Source organism: Clostridium sp. AM34-9AC (genome assembly GCF_003480225.1).
Taxonomy (GTDB): domain Bacteria; phylum Bacillota; class Clostridia; order Lachnospirales; family Lachnospiraceae; genus Acetatifactor; species Acetatifactor acetigignens.
Map to the genome: position 1 here is coordinate 25,508 of NZ_QUIU01000018.1, position 25,811 is coordinate 51,318.

15 protein-coding genes are annotated in these 25,811 nt (G+C 46.0%); 4 read left to right on the plus strand and 11 right to left on the minus strand.

What is annotated here, in order from left to right; translation table 11 throughout:
• The 7 genes from DW835_RS11435 to DW835_RS11465 form a co-directional block, all read right to left on the minus strand.
• Positions 1-7,295: hypothetical protein (locus DW835_RS11435; RefSeq protein ID WP_207665428.1), on the minus strand; the 7,295-nt coding region annotated here is incomplete at its 3' end.
• Positions 7,296-7,568: 273 nt separating this feature from the next.
• Positions 7,569-9,308, minus strand: a complete 1,740-nt coding sequence (locus tag DW835_RS11440; protein WP_118731146.1) for a DUF2264 domain-containing protein — start codon at positions 9,306-9,308, stop codon at positions 7,569-7,571.
• A 288-nt stretch (positions 9,309-9,596) separates the two neighbouring features.
• Positions 9,597-10,769: a glycoside hydrolase family 88 protein gene (locus tag DW835_RS11445; protein ID WP_118731147.1), complete on the minus strand. Its 1,173-nt coding sequence runs from the start codon at positions 10,767-10,769 to the stop codon at positions 9,597-9,599.
• A 215-nt stretch (positions 10,770-10,984) separates the two neighbouring features.
• Entirely contained in the window at positions 10,985-11,824 is an 840-nt protein-coding gene (locus DW835_RS11450) for a carbohydrate ABC transporter permease (protein WP_118504477.1), read from the minus strand.
• Positions 11,825-11,838: 14 nt separating this feature from the next.
• Positions 11,839-12,630, minus strand: coding sequence for a hypothetical protein (locus DW835_RS11455; protein WP_022312009.1), 792 nt, complete (start codon positions 12,628-12,630; stop codon positions 11,839-11,841).
• Complete coding sequence (locus DW835_RS11460; protein ID WP_243037148.1) at positions 12,630-13,529, minus strand: sugar ABC transporter permease; 900 nt, start codon at positions 13,527-13,529, stop codon at positions 12,630-12,632. The genes DW835_RS11455 and DW835_RS11460 overlap by 1 nt, the downstream gene beginning before the upstream one ends.
• A 135-nt stretch (positions 13,530-13,664) precedes the next feature.
• Complete coding sequence (locus DW835_RS11465) at positions 13,665-15,023, minus strand: sugar ABC transporter substrate-binding protein (RefSeq protein WP_118731149.1); 1,359 nt, start codon at positions 15,021-15,023, stop codon at positions 13,665-13,667.
• Positions 15,024-15,287: 264 nt separating this feature from the next.
• On the opposite strand from DW835_RS11465, the gene DW835_RS11470 reads away from it, so the two are divergent.
• The 3 genes from DW835_RS11470 to DW835_RS11480 all read left to right on the plus strand — a co-directional run bounded on the left by DW835_RS11470 (position 15,288) and on the right by DW835_RS11480 (position 20,852).
• Positions 15,288-17,138, plus strand: coding sequence for a sensor histidine kinase (locus tag DW835_RS11470; RefSeq protein WP_118731150.1), 1,851 nt, complete (start codon positions 15,288-15,290; stop codon positions 17,136-17,138).
• A 33-nt stretch (positions 17,139-17,171) separates the two neighbouring features.
• A complete protein-coding gene (locus tag DW835_RS11475; RefSeq protein ID WP_118731151.1) occupies positions 17,172-18,770 on the plus strand; it encodes a response regulator in 1,599 nt (532 codons plus the stop codon).
• A gap of 249 nt (positions 18,771-19,019) precedes the next feature.
• Positions 19,020-20,852, plus strand: a complete 1,833-nt coding sequence (locus tag DW835_RS11480) for a heparinase II/III family protein (RefSeq protein ID WP_243037150.1) — start codon at positions 19,020-19,022, stop codon at positions 20,850-20,852.
• Positions 20,853-20,863: 11 nt separating this feature from the next.
• Here DW835_RS11480 and DW835_RS11485 read toward each other — a convergent pair whose 3' ends face one another.
• On the minus strand, positions 20,864-22,144 hold the full coding sequence (locus DW835_RS11485; RefSeq protein WP_118731153.1) for a GGDEF domain-containing protein: 1,281 nt from the start codon (positions 22,142-22,144) through the stop codon (positions 20,864-20,866).
• A gap of 16 nt (positions 22,145-22,160) precedes the next feature.
• Complete coding sequence (locus DW835_RS11490) at positions 22,161-23,186, minus strand: ABC transporter substrate-binding protein (RefSeq protein ID WP_118731154.1); 1,026 nt, start codon at positions 23,184-23,186, stop codon at positions 22,161-22,163.
• A 205-nt stretch (positions 23,187-23,391) separates the two neighbouring features.
• Between DW835_RS11490 and DW835_RS18025 the strand changes: the two genes are divergently transcribed.
• Positions 23,392-23,826: a hypothetical protein gene (locus DW835_RS18025; protein ID WP_182430310.1), complete on the plus strand. Its 435-nt coding sequence runs from the start codon at positions 23,392-23,394 to the stop codon at positions 23,824-23,826.
• Here DW835_RS18025 and DW835_RS11500 read toward each other — a convergent pair.
• Entirely contained in the window at positions 23,800-25,152 is a 1,353-nt protein-coding gene (locus tag DW835_RS11500; RefSeq protein ID WP_117466506.1) for an AAA family ATPase, read from the minus strand. The genes DW835_RS18025 and DW835_RS11500 overlap by 27 nt on opposite strands.
• A gap of 194 nt (positions 25,153-25,346) precedes the next feature.
• A complete protein-coding gene (locus tag DW835_RS11505; protein WP_118502922.1) occupies positions 25,347-25,808 on the minus strand; it encodes a YhcH/YjgK/YiaL family protein in 462 nt (153 codons plus the stop codon).
• Positions 25,809-25,811 lie beyond the last annotated feature (3 nt).

Genomic DNA, 25,811 nt, shown 5'->3' on the forward strand with positions numbered 1-25,811 from the left:
GGACTTGCCGTAGGTGCTGCCGTAGGCTTTGGACTTGCCGTAGGTGCTGCCGTAGGCTTTGGACTTGCCGTAGGCTCCGGAGTCGGGGTAACTTCTGCATCCTTCTGCGCTTTTGCCACTACAATAAAGCTGACTTGAACGGCACTGGATGTAGCTGCATTCGGCGAAATAGTTATCGTCAGAGTTCCTTCTTCGCCTACCTCTACATTTTCATACGTAAGAGTATCGTTTACATTATTCTGGTAATTGTATTTCTCTGTTACTACCTTATCATTCAGACTGATATCCGCATAGCGTTTTCCATCCCACCAGCTGGAGGGGTCAAACATACCCACATAAACATTATATTTTCCGGCTTCCAGATCAAACCGATAACTGATGCTCTGGGTCTTGTCTGTTGCATAACGCATACTTTGATAAATGTCATCTGTGCTGTTACGCAACTTTCCTTCTGCTCCTACATATCCAAATCCTGTTTCTGTACTGTAGGCGCCATCATATACATCCACTGTATGTAACAATGTATTGCCGAGCTGTTTCATGATGGAAGTATAATCTGCACTTACCGGTGCTTTCGATGCATTTGCAAAATAAACTGCATTTTTCGGACATACCAGCATTTCTGTTGAGATCTCCGCGTTCCGGCAATCGATGAGTTTACCGGTGACAGTGGTTCTGCCGATGACCTGATAAGAACTCTTGTCCCAGGCAACCTTACTCTCCACAGTCTGTCCCTTATAGCTTACCGTGACTTTCTCCGGCAAATTACTGCCGTCCGTCCATGTGATCTTGGGAAGTGCAGTCTGTATGCCAACCGGGATCAGATCTTCCAGTTCTTCTGTCTTCCAGTTGGTGCGATTCAGAATCGCAATAGTATGGGAAGTGGCATCTACCTGTAAGGGCAGCCAGACAGTACGGCTGTCGGACAATTTGTTGCCATTCCAACGGTCTCCCATATAAATGAACTTTCCTGCAGCTGCATCAATCGGAATAATATATGTCACCTGTGTATCAAAACATTTTCCGGTATCATTCTTTGCCGGGTTTCCTACTTTTTCCCAGCCGCTTAGAATGTTCTGACTGCGATAGTAGGTATGTGCGGTGCTGTTCCAGCCATCCGTTCCGCTCGTAATCATGTAATACCAACCATCGTATTTCATGACAGCGGGTGCTTCTCTGCTATTGTCAGATACCAGACGGGCTGCCATCTGTTGATTGTCCGCTGTATTACCCTTGGCAGCGAGCCCGGTATAATCACTGTTCAATAGAGATGCATACAGCTTTGCATTCATCTCACTGGAGTAGATTACATAAGCATCCTTTGCTCCGTCTGCATTTGCATCCACATCATCGACAAACACAGTCATGTCTCTGGCTTCGCCCAACCGCTGTGCATTCAGGCTCTCATCATAATTCATACGGGTCATATTTACCACTTTGAAAGGTCCGAATGGTGTATCACTTGTTGCAAAACCAACCATAGCGCGGCTGTATCTGCTGGCTTCACAGTTGCCCTGCATACCGTTCTTCACCCAGTTGTACAGCTTTTCATTATTGTACAAAGGTCCATCTGCATGGAAAATAATGACAAATTTCTTTGTCTTTTCATTATAGACCATCTTAGGTCGCTCAGTAATGCAATAATTACCATACATTCCCTCGAAAGCAAGCTGTAATCTGGATACGGTCTGGGTTCCATTGGTCTTGCTGTCAGGGTACAGGAAGCTACCTGCCTCTACCTTTGTCTCATCATAACTCTTTGCAATCCAGGATATATCCTCAGCGCTCGTTGGCTCTTTCTCAAACTCTGTGACATAGGCTCTTAAGAACAGCTTGACATCACGGAATTCCGCTTCGGTGACACCCTCTGGTGCTGCGGACAGCTTTCCCCATGCCTTCAGAGTCTCGAAATTGGTATTACTGAGCTGCATTGCAGGATAACTCTGGGTCGTTCCTGTTCCATTTGCTCCTGCGGAGGAAGTGATTGCTTTCTCTGCGGATTCTTCAATCGGCAGGATGCTGCTCTGAAGATACAGTACTGTTCCCTTGTCGGTCCAGTTGTAAAGATCGGTAGAAACATAACATTTTACACCATCTACCGGTCTGGTGTTGTTGGTCTTATCTTCTCCATACCACAGATATACGGTCTTACCCTCTGTGATCTGTCCGTCACCATCGAGGTCAATATTGACGCATCCCTCTCCGGTTCCTTCTTTCATGGCTGCTGCGGAACCGCCGTGTGCCTGCATCGCCTTTCCGTTCGTATCACGGATGACACTGCCTGATGTACCGGGAATACTGTCATTCGGCTGAATTTCCTCGGCATCTCCGGTCCGGCTGACAACGAGCCAGCTGATGACAGGAGCCTGTGTTCCGGTTGCAGTGATCGTATAGGTTACGGTCTGTTTGGTTCTTACGTCAAAAGAATAAGTATTTACAGCATTCGGATTGCTGCCGTCTACCTGAATCGTTCCGGCATCCAGTGTAATATTATCCACTGTTACTGTCAGGTTCATCGGTCTGGTCATTCCCCACCACTCTCTGTGTGCAGAGGTAATGGTGTATTTACCGGGATCTAAAGTCAGCGCGTAGGTCAGAGTTTCGCCTGATTTGTTATTGTTCCCGTAAATACCGGTTGCTGTCTTATCTGTAGTATCGGTGTAACTCTTGGTTCCCGCGTCAGTATCTACCAGCCCCCAGCTATTGCCGGAGGTCTTTAACTGATCCGCAGTCTGGTTCAACAGCGCACTTCCTCTGAGTTCCTTCACTGCTGCAAAGGCTTCCGTTTTTGCATCTGCATCCGGAGTTCCCTTTACCATATCAATAAAATATACCGTATTCTCCGGCACCACTTCTACCGGAATCGTCACTCCGAGACTTGCTCCGAAGCTGTTGACACCGTCCTGCACCACACCGGTGACACTGGTCGTCGCATAAGCTTCCGAGAAATGTTCCGCCGTATTATTGCTCCATACGATAGGCTTTGTCACTACAGTTCCATTTCCTGTTTTTACTTCTACCGTAGCCGGCAAATTCTTGAGGGTCTGATTCTGCTCAACTGCATAAGCTGCAGGAAATTTTGTTTCTACGCTGACAAGCACATCATCACCGATCTGGGTTGTCTCACCCAACGCATACAGTGCATCTATTTTCAGGGTACCACTCTTTACTACTACTTTGATATTATGATCTGCAAGGCCCAGACCACTATAGCTGTAAGACTCATAACGACTTGCAGCTGCTGTGGTCGAAACATTCTCCGCTACAAGGTTGTTATCTACATAGACATCCAGCTTCGTCCCGGCGTTGTTAGGTCCAATAATTGCAAATCCCGCACCATGGATAGGGAAACTCACTGTTGCACCGCTTCCGCCTGATACAGACAAGGTACGATACCAGTTGTCCGCACTGCCGCTTCCGGGATTGTCGATTGTCCAACTTCCCTCATAGCTTACGCTATCATCCTGTCCATCCACCATAGACAACGCATAAGCACATCCTCCTGCAATCTTCTCAATGAGAAGGTTATCATAATATACCTGATGCCAGTTGTTGCTGATCTTGACGCGACCGGACAGCATCGGAGATGCGTCCTGATAGCTTGTGACCTGTTCTCCGTTGATAAACGCGGTAATCATGTCGCCAAGGGCTGCCAGCTTTAATTCATATTTGCCATCTGTTGTGGCTGTTACCGTTCCATTTGCTACAGCACTGCCTACGCGGTACAGTTTCCAGGATCCGGCACCGTTAATCTCCAACGTATAGCCGCTCTGGTTCCAGTTCATGCCTGTCTGGGTACGGATACCCAGTCTCGCATAGGTCGATGCAGATGTCTCCGGAATCTGGACATCAATTTTTGTCACATAATCCATCCAGCGGAAATCGCCGACGATCGTTGAAGGTTCTCCACCGTTCCACTGTCCCACACTGGTCGTCAGTTCCGATTTTAATCTGCCGTTCTCTACAATGTAAGCGCCATGCGTATCCAACATGTAACGTGGCTCATTGCCTCTTGCTGTCAGATAATCTACACTGGTGGTTTTCCCGGTTTTGGCATTATACTGTTCCATTTCCGGTTCTTCTGTATACTCGAAATCATCCGCATAAAGTACATTATCCGTTGTATTCTGATTGCGTCCGGTACTGTCAGTATCCAAAACCGTTCTGTCCTCGTTATGGATTTCTTGTTCCGGTGTTCTTGCAGGTGTCGTATTCAGTGTAGTTGCTGTTACCATCCCATAAGCCGGAACTGTTACATACCAGCAACCGTTCTGCTGTTCTGCATCTGTATCACTCTTTTGTAAATAGCTATCTGTTGTGGTTGTCCATATTTTTAAGGTTGCATCGGAGGCTACTGCCATATCCTTTGCAGTAATCTTAAAGGTTTTTTGATTTCTTGTGTTATTTACAAAAATTACAGAAAAGTCTTTTTTATCCGGAGATACCAGTGTCATATAGCTGGCTTTCCCATCCATCCCTGCTGTCTGATGCTCATTGTCACTGGAGCCGAAGGATCCGGAGGTTGCACCGGTGATAACACGCCAGATTTCATTCTGGGAAGGGTCGGTATCCTCCCATCCGGTGACTGCAAACTGAGAGAAATGTGCAATCATGTACAGTGCCGGATCATAATGGATATAACCGCTCCAGGGATCTCTGGCACTTAACAGCTCTTTATGGCCATACTGGATGCCTTCATAGAAGGAACCGATAGCCGGCTGGAAAATGTAGTGGGTTCTGCGAGATCCGGTAAACGCATTGATAAAGCTGTCTGCCAGAGCCAACGGACTCTGATATCCTCCGATCGTTCCACCACCGTATTCACTCGTCTTGTTTTCCTGTAACTCTGTATAACCAAAGGTTGCACAACCCTCGCTGTACCATACCTCCTTGTCGTCCACATCCGCCATTTTGATGTAATCCTCCGTGGCACTGGTACGATAATGGAAACCAATGATATCTACTGCATTGTAGAGATCATTGTCGCTTCTCATGGAAGGTACGATTTGCAGGGTCTTATTCTCGTCAGAAGCAATAATTCTGATATTGTGATAAGCGCCAATCGCTGCCTGATCCATATAGTCCGGGAAATCTGTTTCTTTTTTTACCCGGTTGGAAAACCATTTGATAAAGTCCTCATTAGGGTCTGTTGTCTCGTTCTTATCAGGATCTACGAAATCTACGACATAACCATATTTTTCATAGGCATCAAAAATGGTCTCCTTGTACCATTTATAAACTGCTTCATATCCTGCACCGGTACGGTCACTGCTCCATTTGGAAGCAACCCATGCCGGCATCTCCCAACGCAAAATACTGATCTTGACATTCGGGTTGATCTTCTTCGCATCAGCTGCCATGACAAATCCCGGAGAGCGGGAAGCATCCGCTTCTTCGTTCTCATAACGCATGGTACAGGCTTCTGCTCCGGTAGAATTATTTCCGTCATTTCCCATTTCCATCTTGATATGGGTAAACAAAGGATATTCTCCACCGAAAAGATACTGCATCATGTCCCAGTATTGATCAGGATGCTCTGCCTTGTAATCCAGCAGCAGGTTACTGGTACTGTTACCATTTAACATACCAAAGCCCTTATAAGTCAGACCATTGATATTAGCTGTTGCCTTGTCAACATCTGCACCTGATATCACTATGTTTCCGTCTGTCTGGACAGCGCCTTTGATGGCATCCAGTCTTGCCTGTGTTTCCGTAATGGCTTCTTCCTCTGTTGCAGCTGCTGCCTTGACAACAATATTGTCATAAGTACCGTTGCACAAATAGCTGGTTCCATAAGCTGCACCGATTCCGGCAGCCAGATTGGTAGTATTACTTAATCTAAACCCTATTCCAGTGGCATTCAGTACCTTTGCTCCGTCACAGTATAATGCCACATAGCCTTGCTGTTCATCCTCGGTATACACAATAGAAAGCGCATGCCAGTCCCCTGCAGTAAGAGCCGTTGTCAGAGGATAATCCTTTGCTCCTGCATTGGTACCCACTCTCAGCACAGACTGATTCTGGGACCTTGCCGGAATTACACGGAAAGCAGTGGGATCGGAATTACCAAGGAAAACAGCAGCACGGCTCCCCGTTCCTTCTTGTATGTAATTGTATTTTAAGTTGAGATTATATGTAAACTGCTTTCTCTGGAAAAAATCAGGTGCATTTTTTATGGTTGCGCCTGCCGTAGAGATACCACCGCTAGTCCAGCCACCTGTCACAGAAAGCTGCTTTCCTGTGCCGCTGTCTGCTTCTAAGGAAGCATCAGAAAGAACAGTGAGCTGATTATTGTCTTCCAGAGCCTGTCCAAAATATTCCGATTCCTTTGTGATATATTTTGATACTCCAAGCCAGCTTAAAACAGGAGCTTGCTTTGCCGTACTCTTTAAGGTATAAGTAACCGTCTGGGCAGTATCCAGCGTAAAAGTATAAGAAAATTGTGCTGTTTTTACACTGTTGCTAACAGATACACTTCCAATGGTTGTTTCTCCTGCGTCTGTTTTTAACAGCACATCCATAGGACGGGTCTTGCTCCACCATTCTCTATGTCCTGAAGTAATAGTATAGGTGCCTGCCTCCAGATACAGATCATAAGACAACGTTTCTCCAATGGCATTATTTCCATAAATACCGGTGGCTGTTTTATCTGTAGTCGTATTGTTATATCCTTTGGTTTTCGCATCCGTATCTACCAGACCCCATGCAGTATCCGCCGTCTTTTGCTGGTCATAGACTTTATTTATCAGCTGGTCACCTGCCAATGTCTTTACTGCTTCATAAGGCTCTGTTGTAGTTTCCGAAAAGTCTTTTGTTACATTATCGATAAAATATACAATTCCTTCCGGTACAACCTCAACCGTATAGCTGGTTCCATCCGCCGCCTTTGCCGTAACCGCGCTGTACGACTCGCTGAAAGTATCTACCGTCACATCTGCAGCCCATGTGATTCCTTCCGGAATTTTTCCTGTATAAGTTGCAATATGTGTATTGGAAGCTTCCAGGCTTATTAATGCGATTCCGTCTCCTTCTGATACGGAATCCGCCTGTGGGGCACCACACTCCGTTCCTGTTTCTTCTCTCTCCTTTATAACTACGTTTCCATCAGATACAGAACCTGTGGATTGCGTATTGCCTTCTGTTCCGGCTTCTGTATCAGTCTCTGTGCCCCCAACAGGCTGTTCTGACTGTACATCCGCTGCCAATGCATCTATCGGCACCGAACCTGCCGTCAGACCTGCACAAAGCAACAGAGTCAATACTGTTTTCGCTACTTTACATGTTTTTTGCTTCATACAATCCTCCCATAATTATTTACAACAATACATCTTTATTATAAAAAATAAGACAGATTGTACAAAATGCAATAAATTACTTTTTACTTCCTTTTTTCTCTATGATTTTTATGATTATTTTTGTAAGTGTTTACATATAATGTAAAAAATTATGCAACTATATACTTTTTTAATATTTATGTTTCAACAATTTACAGTATACATAATACTTTTATTTCATATAAAAACAATGGAGCCTGCAAATAGCAAAACTCCACTGCAATTTCTATATATTCAGATTACTTCTGCATCCACTCTGGTCACGATTTCCTGTTCCCCTTTGCAGATATGGTATTTCACTGCCGGGATCTTGGTCTTGGTGTACAACAGGTTGGTATTGGGATCTGCGGTGATCATGTAGCCCACGGGCGGCTTTTCCGCCACTTCGTTGGTCCGGGTATTATCGTCAAGTATCGCGCTGACGGTACAGCTGCAGAATTCATTACTTGCCTGGGCGGATACGCCATCCACCTTTTCCACAAAGCCGACTTCTTCAAAATCCCCTCTGCTGACGGCGAATCCACAGTCATATGCTACGCACTCGATCTCACTGGTGATTTTGTGCACTCTGGTATGTCCGCCTGCATCCGGGGTGATCGTGGTCTCTACCGTAATGCCGGGATAGGGACTCCACTTCGACCATACTCCGTTCTCCGTGATCTTTGACTCCTCGCAGATCCGGCGCACATAGACATAACCATCGATCCAGAACGCCAGCATATTGTCCGGGGCATTCTCATGCAGCTCGTAGCAGGACTTTGCCACGCTGATACTGAACCGGGTATCATAAGCAAACTTTCCATATTTTGCCACGATCTGGCCGTGTCCGTTAGGGCTGTAGACGCCTGGTGCAAATGCTGTGGTGTGATTGCCGTAATGGTAGACAAACAGATCGGCATACTTCTGGGGACAGGCCGGTGCCAGCTTCGGCAATGGTGCCTCTTCCACACTCCAGAAGGGATGATCATCGGGAAGCAACAAAAAGGCAAACACCTTCATGCCCCAGTAAGGAGATCCGGGGGCATTGTACCGCTCCGCCATGGTCAGATTCGGATATCCATAGCCGATGGTCAGCACATGATCTCTGTCGAAGATCGGACGCTTCAGCCAGGTGCGCAGATGCCTTGCGATCAGACCTTTCATCACGGGAAGCGGGAACGGCTCCAGTCCTGCCAGCAGGCAGACACTGAAAAAGCTTACCTGAGAGAAACGATAGGTCAGGGATCTGCCGAAAGGAATGGCCTCGCCCTCTTCATCGAACCAGTAAATGAACTGCTTTGCGAATTTCATGGCTCTCGCCTTGTATTTTTTTGCCCGCTCCGGGTCATCTTTCTCCATAATCACGGCGTAGATCAGGCTGTAAAAATGAATGGCAAAGGAAATATAGTAATCCTTCTGACCGGAATCTCCGTCCTGATACCAGCCTTCACCCAGATAGAAGGTCTCCAGCCCTTCCAGATATTCTTCCAGCATCTCGGGGCTATACCGGTGTCCCACCTTTTTCATTGCAATGTTCACCAGTACGGCGAACAGGATCCAGTTGCACACCGGCAGAGGATGCTCATTGATCTTGTTTAAGTAGTTGCAGAGATTCTCTTTCTGCTCTTCTGTGAGAGGATCCCATACCACCTGAGGTGCGAACATGATGCCGTAGGAAATGGCCGCCATTTCCACGAATCTCTGGTCAAAAGAGGTGCACTCTCCCCAGTATTCCGGGTTCTTCTCATCGGTTCCGGCCGTCAGGCCCTTGCGATAGATCTCTTCGAATTCCGGCTCTTTTCCGCCGCCTGCCCAGAAAGGCACCAGTCCCCATAAGGGGCGGGAAAATGCCTCCATCCATGTGGCACCGATGTCATAATGTGCCATGGTAACGCCCAGGGTCAGTCTCGCCTTTTCTTCACTGTAATAAGGTTTTAACGGATTTAATATCGATAACATACAGTCCTGAAAATCTTTTTTGCTATGTAAGTTCATGCAGTTAGTCCCTCCAAATTCTCCATTCTACAAAAGCTCAGTCAAAATACACATGCCTTGATGTAAGGTCTCCGAGTGTGGATTTTCTAAAGAAAAGTGGCTCACTTTTTCTCATCATGACGGGCCCGCCTACAGTCGACATCCATGTCGACGATCGGCTGACGCGAACATCGTGTTCGCTTTCGCCCTGTTGCCAGACCACTTTTCAAGGAAATCTCACACTCTACGACAAACATCTTCGGCATGGCATTTTTGTCTGAGCTTTCACCGATATTCCAATTTAAAATACTACCAATATTCTCTCCAGTCTTTCAGCAACCGGGTCAGTGCCTCCATGTAGAAGTAGTCTCCCCAGGAATTGCACTCATCCACGCCGTAATGATTACAGGTATTGTAAGGAGAATGATTTGAGTAAGTGCTGTGCAGCACCAGTCCATTGGATTCCTTCGGATCCTTTACGGCATAGCCCACATAGACAGACCGCATGATCTGTTTTGCCAGTGTAATGTAATGCTCTGCTTCTTCCGGCTCCAGATATTTCGCCATTTCCAGCATACCACAAGCCGCGATGGAAGCGGAAGAAGAATCTCTCGGTTGGTCATCTCCATCAGTGAATTCCAAATCCCAGTACGGTACCAGATCCTTGGGCAGATGTGCCAGAAAATACTCTGTTACATGCCGAAACAGATCAATATATTCTTTTCTTCCGGTATAACGGTAAGCCAATGCCATACCGTAGACGCCCCATGCCTGGCCTCTCGCCCAGGCGGAACCGTCACGGTATCCCTGACAGGTGGCACCATGATCCGGTGCTCCCGTCTTCATATCAAAAAAGAAGGTATGCCAGGTAGAATAATCCTCACGGATCACATTGGCAACAGCGGTATGAATATGTTTCTCCGCAATGTCACGGTATTTCGGATCTCCGGTCTCATCGGATGCCCAGTACAACAGAGGCAGATTCAGTAAACAGTCAATGATCAGGCGGTAATTCTCCGGTGCATCCATGGGTCCCCATGCCTGAATAAACTCCCCTACCGGATGATATCTGGTGATGAGCTGGTCTGCTGCCTTGATGGCTGCTTCTCTGCCCTCTTTGCTGCCGGTCAGCTTATAAGCTGCCACGCAGGAAGGGGAATACAGAAATCCCATATCGTGATGATCCACTTCGATTTTCTTGTCTATACGATCCAAAAAGCTCTTTACCTGAACTTCCCCGGCTTTTTTCAGCCTTTCATCCTGAGAATATTCATAAGCCAGCCAGATCTCTCCGGTCCAGAACCCACAGGTCCAGTAGTTGTTCGGAATCGGCTGATAAAAACCGTTCTCACTGTAAGCTTTCTGGAACTGCTCTGTAAACTCCGGCAGACCCCGGATCACCTGCTCCGTGGAAAACTGCAGCGCATCTTTGATCTCTTTTTCTGTTATCTGAGAATATTTTTTCTCGTCAAACGTAATCATTTTCTATTGTCCTCCTGATTTTTTATCGTTCTGACATTTATTTTCAGTAACTATTCAGAACTCCATTTGCAAAACCGCATCTTCGATGCTTGCTTTTTACTCTGAACAGTTACTATTTTCATATAAAAACAGCCCAGGTGCAGGTCTCTTCCATGTCAAAAGCCAGTGCGCAAAAGCGTGTCTGGATGGAATATTGCCTGCGCCTGAGCGTAACACTAACCCTTCAGTCCCGTAGAGGCAACACCCTCTACAAAGTATTTCTGCAATACCAGGAATACGATCAGTACCGGGATCAGTGACAATACCGATCCTGCCATGATCAGACCGTAATCGGAAGAGTACTGGCTGATGAACATTTTTAATCCCAGCTGAATGGTCTTCTTCTCCTGACTCTTTAAGTAGATCAGAGGTCCCAGATAGTCGTTCCATGTCGCCACGAAGGTGAAAATCGTCAGTGTGGACAGTGCCGGCTTCGACAGCGGCAGCATAATGCTGGCATAGATTCTATACTCGCTCATGCCATCGATTCTGGCGGCTTCACACAGATCATCGGGAATGCCTTCATAGAACTGCTTCATCATGAATACACCGAAAGCGGAGAATGCCTGCAGGCAGATCATAGCCAGCAGCTTATCGTTCAATCCCATTCTTCTCATCATGATAAACTGAGGTACCATATATACCTGCCAGGGCATTGCGATGGTTGCGATGTATGCCAGGAACAGTCCGTTCTTATGACGGAAGTCCAGTTTTGCAAAAGAGTATGCTGCAAAACTACTGGTCAGTAACTGTAAGAAAGTAACGATCAATGTCAAGTATACCGTATTTCCCACGAATCTGCCAAAGGGAATCTTCGTCCAGATCTTCACGTAATTGTCCCACCTGGGGTTCGCAGGGATCCATACAAAAGGATTCATCTGAAATACTTCTCTGTCACTCTTGATGGATGCGGAAAGCATCCACAGGAAAGGAATGATCATGACCACTGCGATCAGAATTAGAATCGCATATACGATCACTTTGCCAAAAACGGCTTTTTTATGTGCTGATTTCATAATCTGTGCGCCTCCTAACGTTTTACCCTGCCGTACACTTCAATCTGACTCAGTGCCGGGAAGGGGGATGGATCTTCTGCTTTGATCAGGTTGCAAAGCTCCAGCCAGGTGATCTCCTTCTCGGGGATTGGCAGTACATGTGCCCTGCTGCTCTTCTCTAAGGGAAATTCCTGTTCACTGCCATCGGAAAACCGGATTGTTACCTGCTGCCACCAGTTGTCATGCGGGAAATCGGATCTGGTGTACAACACGATCCTGTCTGCCAGTACCGGTCTGCCGAAGTCCAGCTTCATAGCTGCATCATCCTGCATGTTGATTCCCCAGGATTCGTAGGGCCATTCTCCGTGGGAGCGGTTCGCCCGGACACCGTCAATGGCGTTTTTCGCTGCGAATACACTCTCGCCTCTGGTCTCCACATTGGCTGTCGCATGAGGATAACAGGGAACATCCATATGCTGATCCGCAGGATTCAGTGCCAGGTTTCTATAGACTGTGATCTCATCTTCTCTTGCGACTTCCGCATAGAGATAATGTTTATTTCCGGAAAATACCTTAGGGGACATGCTGATCCTTTTCTCCCCGAAGGGAACATAATAGGATACATTGTCGGTTATGTATACGAAAGCATCCCCAAGAGCATCATCCACCTGTAAATGTACATGTATATTTTTCTCATCGGTCTCCAGCACGATCCGGTCACCCTCTTCATAGGTATGGGTGCAGACCAGATCCACAAAATCCTCACCGCTGCTGACGCAGATGGTGTTGCTGTCCTTATCGAGAACCTTCAAAGCTAAGATTGCCATTATGCTTTCTCCCTCTTTGCCTGACCGCGGAACTGGATGATCGTTACGAACAGTACCATTAGGAACAGTACCATTGCTACAGAGCTGGAGTAGCCCAGATCCCAGTCAATAAATGCTTTCTGATAGATGTAGTATACAAGAACGGTTGCGGATGTGGTCAGCTCGCCGCTTCCGCCACCTGCCAGCATGATAGCAATGTCGTATACCTTAAAGCAGTTGATGGTCAGCATGACGACTACGAAGAAAGTCGTGGAGGACAACTGCGGCCAGGTCACATAACGGAATTTCTGCCAGGTATTTGCACCGTCCAGGCTGGCTGCCTCATACAGTTCAGAGGAGATTCCCTGTAAGCCTGCCAGGTAGATTACCATATAATAACCCATATATTTCCATACACTGAACAGAATCATGGAGAACAGTACCAGTCCGCCGGTGAACCACTGGGGAAGCTGGCCCTGCGGTACATTGAAAACATTCAGCAGAATGTTGTTCACAGGTCCTTTCGAGGGGTGGAACAGCATTTTCCATACTGCGGTGATTGCTACCAGAGAAGCTACATATGGGAAAAAGGAAAGGGTTCTGAAAATACCTCTTCCTATTACTTTCTGATTTAACACGATGGCCAGTGCCAGAGATGCGATCATGGTCAGAGGCACGGTACCGATACAATAAATAATGGTGTTTTTAAATGCTGCGATAAAGAAAGTATCTTTCCACAGTCTTGTAAAATTACTGATGCCTGCCCACTGGATCGGGTTACTCCCGTCCCACTTCATGAAAGCAAGGGCAAAGGCAAAAATAATGGGGATCAAGGTAAATACGCAGAAACCGATAAAGTTAGGTGCAATAAAGGAGTAGGCCACCAGATCTCTTTTGGTTTGACGGCTTAATTTCCGCATAACAATTCTCCTTTCAAACGCTTTTTGTGTCATCTTTTGCGTCTTTTTCTGATAAGAAAGGGGCCGTAGGTACGACCCCTTAAGTCTTATTCAACATTCAACAAACATTCAATACTTTTATAGAGAAGATCTTCATTACTGAGCCTGAAGGTCAGCTACCGCTTTATTCATTGCTGCAATACCATCATCAATGCTCATCTCACCGGTCATGATACTTCCATGATAGGAATCCAGAGCGGAGTTGATCTCAGATACATTGGGAGCGTAGGGAACTTCCAGGTACAGGTTGGATACGGTCAGAGCCTCCTTGCTGGCTTCATCGGTGGGGAATCCTTCCAGACCGGAGATCATGTCTACTACTTCGTCAGTCATCATTGCAGGGAAGTTACCGCTGGAAGCCATAACTGCTGCGCCTTCTTCACCGCTGACCCATTTAACGAAATCCCAGGACGCATCGGGAGTATCACTTGCAGTGGTTACAGCCAGACCGGTGATGGTACCCAGAGTAGAACCGGGCTCTACGCCTTCTGCATGGGGATACTTAACGATACCCCAGTTACCGCACAGGCTGGAATCATATTCGCCGGACTTCAAGTTGGACATCATGGTTGCGATGAACCAGGAACCCATGTTCATCATTGCTACGTCTCCACCGGAGAATGCTGCGGAATAATGTAAGCCTTCGGTCTTCAGATCTGTGTACTTTCTGCATACGCCGTCAGCTTCCTGATTCAGAACCATCTCATAGTAAGGTTTGAAGAAATCATAGTTACCGTCTAAGATGGTATGTTTTCCATCCAGTACACCGAAGAGCTGTACCGCACTTCTCCAGGTGTGGTAATGAGCACCGTATACCTGAGAACCAAAGGTAGTATCGGTCATTTCTCTTGCCAGAGCATCGTACTCATCAAAAGTCATATCGTTGGTAGGATAAGCAACACCCTTGGCATCAAACAGATCCTTGTTATAGAACAATACCCAGAAGTCATTTCTGAAGGGCAGCTCATACAGGCTTCCGTCTACAGTTACCTGATCGGTAACACCTGCGTATTTGCTTAAATCCACGCCATCTTTGGAGATGTAATCATCCAGGGAAAGGATAGATCCCTTCTGTACCAGAGTTGCATATCCGGGTACATCCTTGACGGTTACTACATCGAAATCGGATCCGCTACCGGAAAGCTCCGTTGCCAGAACGGTCATGTAATCGGTAGAACCAAGGTCTACCATCTCAATGGTTACACCGGGATGAGATGCTTCATACGCGTCCTTAATGTCACCCCAGTACTGTGTGGTCTCCTGATCCCAGATAGCCCACTTTAAGGTAACTTCTTCTGCAGGTGCTGCTTCGGTGGAAGCTGCTGCCTCTGTGCTCGCTGCGGGCGCTTCCCCTGTGGAAGCTGTCTGGCTGCCGTTGTCGGAGCTGCCGCAGCCTGCAAGCATGGTAGTCATCATTGCTGCTGTCAGTACTAAACTTAATACTTTCTTTTTCATGTAAACCCTCCTGTTAATTTGATACTATGTTACGTCTGTTACGGATCCGTTGTTACCGGTTCCTTGACTGTAACTAAAGTATAACGAAAAAGATCTTTCCGTAACATGGAAAAATTTATAATATAATTCACATTCTTTTATAATTTTTTTATCTTTTTTCTAAAAGTGCTTTCGGAAGATGTAATATTTTATTTTAATATGCACTTTTTTTAGCATCTTGTTTTTTCAACTACCGTTTTTCTTTCGTTATGTTATACTGAAAGCATGAAAAAGACTGTTTATCACTCAAAAAGCATACGAAATCGCATATTGCTCTTCACTCTGAGCGCCATTTTGGGAATGTGTCTGTTGATCAGCCTGTTCAGTTATTACATATTCCGGCACTATCTGCAGAACACCCTGATCCAGTCCACGGAGACCAGCCTGCGCCTGTTGTCGGAGTCTATGGACAACAGTATTGATGAAGTCTACCGGTTGGTCAGATATTGCCAGACAGATTCCAATATTGCCAATTATATTGAACATAACCCCAATCCCGGCTCTGTCCTGTCCGTATCTACTTATGATTCCTTTTATGAGGAATGCAGCCGGAATTCTTCCTATAATTATATGCCCAGAATTGCTATTGTCTCGCAGGAGCATTATCTGCAGGTAGTCACTGCAACGTATTCCTCTACCGCAGATCTGGCATCACTGATTTCGGAGCTTCCTTATTATGAAAAATTACTGACTGCCGATGATTATGATTTTTCTCCCGGAATTGTATCCGATCCATTTCACCGTGCGGGACGTAAAGTATTGCCTGTGATCCGTCCCATTACCTACCAATACAATAACAGACAGGCCGGATACCTTTTTATCGAAATATCCTCTGATCTTTTCACCATGCCTTTGAAGGATTACAGCTGCCCGGAAGACAGCTTCCTCTATCTGACGATTGCCGGTCATACCTATCTGTTTGAAAACGGAGGATTACAGGAATTTATACCGGAATATAGTATTTTGGATGACCTGAGCACATATTCTCTCACGGGCACTACACAGATTTCCAAAATCCACAGTGCTACCATGGGAGAACAGATTCTGGTCACCACTCCGTTAAATATGCCGGACTGCTACTTAAGTCAGAGTATTTCATATGCGGAGCGGACCAATCAGGCGGTTTTGTTCATGGGAATCCTTGCCTGTATCCTGATTGGTATTCTGTCCATCGGCATTCTTCTGATGATATTGATGAATCGTATGATCACGGTTCCTGTCTCTAAGCTGCAGACACGGATGGTACGCATCGCCGGCGGAGACTTCTCCAGAGACCCTTCTGTGGAATGGGATCACGAACTGGGGGATATCGGACGGGGAATCAATGATCTGTCGGAAAATGTATCGGAACTTATGGAGAAACGACTGGAAGATGAGAAACAGAAACAGGATCTGGAATACAAGATGCTGCAAAGCCAGATCAATCCTCATTTCCTGTATAATACACTGAACTCTATCAAATGGATGGCGACCATACAGGGAGCAACCGGTATCTCCGAGATGACCACCTCTCTGTCCCGACTGTTGAAAAGTATTTCCAAAGGCACGAGCCTGTTGATCGATATCAGAGAGGAATTGTCTCTGCTGGAGAATTATTTCACGATCCAGAGCTACCGCTACGGCGGCACCATCACTATGAATATTCAGGTGGACGATGAGTCTCTGTACAATAGCGAGATCATTAAATTCACGTTACAGCCACTGGTGGAAAACGCGATTTTCCACGGTATCGAGCCGAAAGGCTGTGCCGGGCATATTCAGATCCATGTAGGATATGAGACACCGGACAGCACGGAAAATATCCGGATTGATGTCACGGATGACGGTGTGGGAATGACAGCACAAAAGGCTGCGCAGGTGCTCCTCTCCAACGACGACAGTTCCGCGGACTTTTTCCGGGAGATTGGTGTCAGCAATGTACATAAACGCTTACAATATCAATTCGGTACAGAATACGGCATTACCATAGAAAGCAAAGAAGGGGAATATACGACGATGTCCATACACATACCGAATATTCCTCTGCATAACAATGAAACTGTTTCATCCGAAACTATTTCATCTGAAAACACTTAATCCGGACAGACATCTGTCCAGAACGGAGTTACTATGTATCAGCTTTTAATCGTAGATGATGAGCCTTTGGTTCAGGCGGGTATCCGCTCCATGCTGAACTGGAATGAATTAAATATCGAGATCTGCGGCACTGCCATGAACGGTCAGGCAGCTCTCAAGATCATCGAGGAAAAATCTCCTGAGATTGTGATCACGGATATCAAAATGCCCGTAATGAGCGGTCTGGATCTCGCAAAAGTATGTAGGGAACGCTATGGTGAAAACTGTCCGTACTTTATCATCCTTACCAGCTATGAGGATTTCCAGATGGCAAGAGATGCTCTGTCCTATCAGGTATCCAATTACCTGGTGAAGCTGGAGCTGACGCCGGAAGTATTGAAAGGTGCCATAGACCGGGTACTCACACAGATCTCCCGTTCCCGGAAAAAGCAGATGTCCGCCGTAAATATTCATCCTTTTTATGACAAATTCCTGATCAGTCTCCTTCATGACCTGTTCGAATCCGAAGAACAGTTCCGGCTGCAGAGCCTGGATCTGAACCTGAACTTTGACTATGGTGCTTATGTCTGCTGTTACGGAGAGATTCTCAGTCCCCAGGCCGATCAGATGTCCGCCGAAAAACAGATGCCTCTGTTTACCAGTTCGTTACAGATGATCCGGGAACTGGGCGGTAAATATCTGCCGCTGTATGCATTATCCCTGGATCTGCGCCATTTTGCACTGATTTTCTGCTTTGCGGATGCCGTAGGTACCGATGATTATGTAGAAAATCTGACGGAGATTCTGCACAATATCAGTGGAACTCTGCAAAACTACTATAATGTGTCGCTACGCTGCGGCATCGGCATCCCGGTTCAGACGCCTGGTACCATCTGTGATTCCTACCAGTACGCGAGACAGATTTTTCAAAATACGGAATCCCATGACGCGATAGTAGCATTTGATACCGGTCATTCACAGGAAAAGGCTAAGAATTCCTTCAATATCAGCCTGTTTAAGAATGATCTCACCAGAGCTTTTGAAGAATATGATCCTGATATTTTACATAACACGATTCAGTCGATCTGCGATCTGTTCCGGGATCACCCGGGGCACTATGTGCAGGCTCTGGACGCTGCCAGCAATATTCTCTATCTGTCGATTTCGCTTTTACAGGACGGGGAATCTATTGTGTCCGGCTTTTTTGCGGAAGATCCGGATGGCTACCGTTCCCTCTATAAGCAGTCCAATGTGGATCACGTGATCCAGTGGCTGCAATTCTTCTGCGGACAACTGTGCGAATTGTTCCAATCCCGTCGAAAGGATTATAAAAACCACATCGTAACTAATGTTCGGAAATATATTAATGAACACGTTAGCGAGCGGTTGTCCCTGAATGAGGTGGCCGCGGTCTTTGGCATCAGCCCGAATTACTTAAGCCAGCTGTTCAGCAAATACAACGATACCGGCTTCAGTGAATATATCAACATCTGCAAGATCACGGAAGCCAAACGGCTGCTGGAAGAAGAAAATATGAAGGTCTACGAGGCCGCAGAGGCTCTGGGCTTCGAGAGTGCCTTCTATTTCAGCAAGGTATTTAAACGGGTGGAGGGTGTCTCCCCCACGGAATATGTGAATGGGAAATTTAATTAACATATTAACAATAAGAGGTAATTCACATGTCCGACACTTTATCAAATCATAATGTGTCCGAAAATAGACTATTATTAACTATAACCTATCTTTCTGTAACACAGACAACATTCATAACGGAGCATAACGATGAACAATCAGAACAATAAAACAGCTTATGCCAATCATAATATAGAAAAACGCTTTTTGGAAACAGCCGAAACTTTTCATGGTACTTTTCAGTCTTTCCGGCCTTTTCCGAAAGCTTCTATGCAGACATCCTATGAGACTCTCCCTGAGTCATTAAAAGAAAAACTCATTCAGGCAGGTGAGGAAAAACTGAATTACTCTTTTCCGGTGATCCGTGCCACGGATTACATGCGTTTTAAAAGAGACGGTGACCGGGCTGCTTTTGAAGCCCTCTATTTTGCCAAACGCAATGCCCTGAATGATCTGATCCAGGCCGAATGTGTGGAACATCAGGGACGTTTTCTGGACGATATTCTCAATGGTATCTATTCCATCTGTGAAGAGACTGCCTGGCAGCTTCCCGCACACAACTCCTATATCCGCGATACCCCGCAGTTGATCCTGCCGGATGTGACCAGGCCCGTCATGGATCTGTTCGCCTGCGAGACCGGAGCACTGCTGGCCTGTGCGGCTTATCTGCTGGAAGAAGAATTCAACGCTGTCAGCCCCTATATCCTGACCTGCATAGAGGACAATCTGAAGCGCCGGATCCTGCTGCCCTACCTGACCGCACATTTCTGGTGGATGGGACATGACGATGAGCCTATGTGCAACTGGACCGTATGGTGTACACAGAATGTACTGCTGACCACGTTCCTGATGCCCTGGAGTGTGGAAATGTCCTCTCGGTTGTCCTCTCCGGTGCGCACATTCTGCGGAAATGCTCCGTTGTTCCTGCCGGAGAATACGTCTGACACAGTTGTCACATTGCAGGCGATTCTGCATAAGGCCGCTGAAAGCTGTGATTATTTTCTCAAGGATTACGGCAATGACGGCTGTTGCGAGGAGGGTGCCCAATATTATCGCCATGCGGGACTATGTCTATACGGTGCCATGACTGTGCTGAACACGGTTACCGACGGTCATTTCGACACTCTGTTCCGGTGGGATAAGGTGAAAAATATTGCATCCTATATTCTGAACGTGCATGTGAATGATAAATACTATTTTAATTTTGCTGACTGCTCTCCTATAGCCGGCCGTGCCGGAGTACGGGAATATCTCTTTGGCAAGGCCACCGGGCAGGAGGATCTCTGCCTGTTCGCCGCAAAAGATTTCCAGGCGGGACAGGGTCAGCTTGTCACAGATGAAGTGAACGGTGGGAATCTGTTCTATCGTATGCAGACCGTATTTCATTATGAGGAATTGATGAAACAGGACACTTCCGGAACGCTTTCCCACCGGGATGTCTATTATCCCAGCGTGGGGCTGTTCCTCGTGCATTCCGATACTCTGGATCTGGCAGTCAAAGCCGGAGACAATGCTGACAGTCACAACCATAATGATACCGGCAGCATCACCTTATACAAAAATGGACTGCCCGTTCTGGCGGATATCGGTGTGGAGACCTACACCCGGAAGACCTTCTCTCCAAGACGTTACGAGATCTGGACCATGCAGTCCGGCTATCATAATCTGCCTACGATCTGCGGCACGGATCAGAAGGACGGTGTGGAATACCGTGCGGAAAATGTGATGACAGTTCTGACCGGAGCCGAACCTTCTATTTCCATGGAACTGGCTGCCGCCTATCCTGCCGCACAGGCTATTGTGCCGGATCTGACTTATGTCCGCAGGGTGACATTAAAAAAGTCTTCCAACACTGTCGTATTGGAAGACCACACAAATGCGCAAGATGTTATTCTTAATTTTATTACTTATGAAAAACCGGTTATTCTTTCTGACGGTAAACTCTCCATCGGAGAAGCATCTGCCTCCTTCGAAGGGGCTGATCTGCTTGCCATAGAAACTTTACCGATCACGGACGCACGCCTGAAAACGGCATGGGATCATGATCTGTACCGGATCCGGCTGAAGGGCAGCGATGCCGGCTTCCGGCTGACTATTCAATAAAGCCTGAAATTTCAGGCTTTTCTCACGGAATGTTTATTCTTGTACATTTCATCATCTGCCCGTTTTATGGTTTCTTCCAGAGTTTCCCCCGTCTTGCGAAAAGCTCCGCCGATTGCAAGACGGCAGTAAAACTCTGCTGTTACATCCGATAAATTTCCCTTTTCATCTCCACGCATGGTACTTACCAGTTCCTGTACTTTTTCTTCCGTACAATCTCTGATCAGCATTACAAATTCATCTCCACCGATACGGAATCCGCTTGCCTGCTCCGTGAGATATCTCCGGATAAATTCCGCTGCTTTCAGGATCACAGCATCGCCTTTTTCATGTCCGAAGGTATCATTCATGCGTTTCAAATTGTCAATGTCGAAATAAATTACACCGATGGTACTGTCATTCTGCAGTTCTTTTAACTGTTCTTTATAGTGTCTCTTGTTGTAGAGCTGCGTCATGCTGTCATGATTGCTGTTCCAATCAGCAATAGCCAGCTGGGAACTGGACGCAATGATATCATGCTCCATTTTCTTCATGGATTCACACAGTCGTTCCAGTTCATCTCCGGTTCTGATGTTCATCCGGCCGATGGGAGATTCCTTACCATCCCTCAAAATGTCAATAGAATAGCTGGAAGCCGCCTTGGACATGGCATTTAACGGTCGCAGTACATTGTGCTGCATAAACCAGATCATAAAGACTCCGAAAAGTACCGTAATCGATGTAACAATGATGGTAATATACCCTAAATAAGTCAATTGCTCCCATCTGACATTTTCTGTGGAAATTCCTACGATAATATAAGCCACCGGAATATTGTATGAGGAATTCAGCGGAATGTAGTAATCGCTTCTTCCGTTATACTCCAACGGTTCTATTTTCTCACATGCGATCAACTCGTCTTTTATAGCATTCTGTACCTCATCATAGGGGAGGATATCTCCTAAAAAGGCTCCGTTTTCTGTCAGATCTGTGTCATACACATAACATCCTCCGCCATCCCTGAAATTGACCACGCTGATCTGCAATACATTTTCACTGGTGTTGCGATAGTCAATGAGTTTATTCCATACCTCGTAATAAGCCGTATTTCTCCGTCTGTTGTCCAGATAGTCCGTTACGCTGTCTCCGTCTACCACCAGCCTGCAGGTATTCGCCACAGTCTGCGCCAGAGAATCTGTGTAATTCCGATTGACATTCATATAATTGACGTAGTTTACAAATATGAAGCTCACGTCCATAATGCATACGATGATAACAATAGCCAGAACGATTTTATATTTTAATGATTTTTTCATTCGTAATCCTCGGAAATCAATACTTTCTCTGATCTATATAGTCGGCTGCATTTTCATAGGTATAGATGTTTTCCTCAGTGTTATAGATCTTATCCACCTCTCTGCCGGCTTCCAGTTCTTCTATGACCGTCTCCACCGTGGATGCCAACAGCGGATTACACTCCACGGTGGCATGTAATTTTCCCGCCATCATATTTTCAAAGCTTTCGTGCAAAGCGTCAAAGGAGATCATAATGATGTCTCCCTCAGGCCCATAGCTCTTGCCGTTCCGGTCCAGTGCTTTCATGGCACCAAAGATCATGTTATCATTTTCCGATATGATAACATCAATATCCTTTACTGTTCCTTCGCTGAGCAGATTTTCCATATAGGTCTGGCCTTCTCCCTGAGTGAAATTGGCACATCCCCTGTCTACGATAGTCCAGTTCGGATGTTCCTCCACTCCATGTAAAATACCGTTCGTTCTTCCGATGGCAGCGGTAGCTCCTTCAGTTCCTTCCAGCAGGACAATGTGGATTGTCTCGTTTTCCCGTCCCTGCTCTGTTAAATACTGATCCAGCCACGTTACAGCTTTCCGGCCTTCCTCTTCAAAATCCGAACCGATCCAGGACACGTATTCCGTTTCATCCACAGCGATTTTACGATCCGCTACGATGACCGGTATCCCAGCTTCCTTTGCGGCATGTATGGCATCCTCCCATCCGGTCTCCACGATGGGCTGCAGGATAATATAATCTACTTTCTGCTGGATCAGATCGTACATGGCTTTTACCTGGCGCTCCGAACTGGAATTGCCGTCGATATAGATCAGATCGTAGCCTCTTTCTTTGGTGAACGTATTCAGATAATCATTGGTATTGGCATCTCTCCAGTCAGACTCTTTTCCCGTCTGGATCATTCCCACCCGGATGAGACCGTCATTATACCCCGGTGCCGCACCCCGGATCAGTTGCTGCGTTTTGTTGGCTCGTTCAGTCCCACATCCGATCAACCCCAGACAAAACATCAGCACACAAGTCACGGCAACTATTCTTTTTTTCATGTAACCACCCCTGGTTCTTTATTTATCTTTATTTATCGTTATTTTTACCGTTATCTTCTCTTTTCCGAATCATGCCTCTTACGTTTTATAGTACCATCTTCCTGTATAGGGTGCAAGCAATCACCGGTGGTTCTCAAAATAATTTTACGCTTTTTTTATATTTTTAACAAGGTCTACCTATCGGATACTGATCATCAGTATCGTCATGATGATCCTGTTCGTGGGATCCAATCTATATCTGAGCCGGATCAATTCTCAACAGCTGGAAGCTACCATGTATATGAACCTATATCGTCTGGGTTCCAAAACGCCGACCGCTGCCGTACAGCCTTATGCCGTCACCGGAGATAAGACCTATTACAACAATATGAAGGAATTACACGAGGACAAGAATTGTGACATTGCCTGGGAAAGTCTGCAGCAGGACGGTCTAACAAGCAATGAATGGGATGAGTTAAATCATATCGCCGAGATTTCCGATATCTTAAGAGCCTACCGAAGAATATGTCGATGGCTTGTACAGATCAAAGATTCCATGGTGAAGATCATTACGGATAGTGAAAGCCTGAATGATTCTGAAAAAGAAGCCTCAGGCTTTTGTTGTTTTCCTATTCTATTGAAGTGCACTCAGATCAATTGAGTAAATATATTCTTCTATTTTCTCTTTTTCCAGAAATCCAAGCATGTAAATCGGCAGATATGTGATCTTATCCCTGCAGGTAATATTCTCGTTACAGAATACAAAAGCCTGTGGAATTGCATATCTTTCATCTTTCAGGACATTGTCCAAAGCATTATGCCTTGTGTACGCTTTTCCCGACTTTATCTCCAGCGGTAGTACATTCCCCTGATATTCTATAACAAAATCTAATTCTCCCTGTTTCTTGCTGTTAAAATAATACAGTTCAAATCCATGCGCCTTTAACTCCTGTGCCGCAGCATTTTCATAAATGGCGCCAAAATTAATGTCTTTTTCCCTGTTTAATATCTTAAGCTGTAACCCATCCACATACATGGATGCCAGTAAGCCGACATCTGATAAAAACAGTTTAAACAGGTTCGTAGATTTCGATAAAAGCAACGGTATCTCCGGCTCCTGCACACAATATACGGGAAGCGCAACGCCAGCTTCTTTCAGCCAGATAAAGCTGTTTTCATAACGTGAGAATCGGAAGCTCTCATTGAGATCCTTCATAATGAACCGTTTATTCTTATTATTCAGCTCACTGGGAATCAAAGTAAATATTTCATCCAGATACAGCTTATTGTCTTTATCATATTTGGCAATATCCTTGTAATACAGCTGTACAATTCCCTGCTGGATCCGCAACACTTCCTTTAAATTATTCGTGTGTATATAAGCATCCACCACAGCCGGCATTCCGCCTACGATCAGATACAGCCGAAACAATTCCATCATTTTTTCATGGATCAGTTCATCCACCGGCTGCTTTTTTTCAAAGCATTCTTTCAGCTTATCCATGACTGTCTGTGACACTCTGTTCGCTCTACAAAATTCCCGGAAATCCAAGGGATACATTTCCAAAATTGACAAATAGCCCACCGGCATCGAACGAATGTCCTTTAATTCCACGCCAAGCAATGAACCGCTTAATATATAACGATATTGTCCGTCTTCTACCAGAAATTTTATCGCCGTTACGATCTCCGGGCATTCCTGTACTTCATCGAAAAAAATCAATGTCTCTCCCGGAATCATCGGTACATCCGTCAATGCAGAAAGCCGCAGCAGAATATCCTTACTTCCCGTGATATTTTCAAACAGCTTTACTGCCTGCTGATTCTCCACAAAATTGATCTCTACAATATTCTTATAAATCTCTTTGGCACATTCCCGGATAATATAGGTCTTCCCTACCTGTCTTGCTCCGGTTACCATCAGGGCTTCCTTTCGATCACTTTTCAAAAAATCCCTGATTTCCTGCTCTATACGCCTCTCCAGCATCAGCCTTCACCTCTTTACCCTTACTCTTTGAAGCTTTGATAATATCAGTATGCCACGTTTTTCGCTTTTCCACAATATTTTAATCAGTTTTTATACACTTTTCCAACATAATTTCATCAATTTCTGTACACTTTTCTATCACAATTTAAAACAGAACAGGCAAATGCCTGTCCTGTTTCTGTTTTCCGTCCTTGTTATAATGCAATCTTGAATACCGCTTTCTTCACTTTACCGACACCGCCCGACCGGACACAGGGCTTGTGTGCCTCTCCCGGAAGGAGTATGACCAGTTCTCCTGCGTGCAGATCCAACAGAGATGCTTTGCCATCCTTCCAGAACCGGATATCTGCCTTAGGATCGTACTTGGTGTCCGGTGTGGGAAGTGGCTGCTCTGTTACCCAGATCTGTTCCTTTCCCTGCAGAATACACTGGATATCCGCATATCTTTTATGTGTTTCAAAGCGGCAGTCCATGTAGGACTTTGTCTCGTACTCCTGGATGCTGACATAGATCTGTTCCCCGTCGATCTCATATTTTCCGCAGGGCTGCGCCGCCAGATCCCGGGAGTTTACATATTCGCTTACCTTCTCTATGCACTCTGCCGGTATTCCGACCTGGGAATACTGCGGCAGAGCGTCCATATATCCTTTGACCATTGT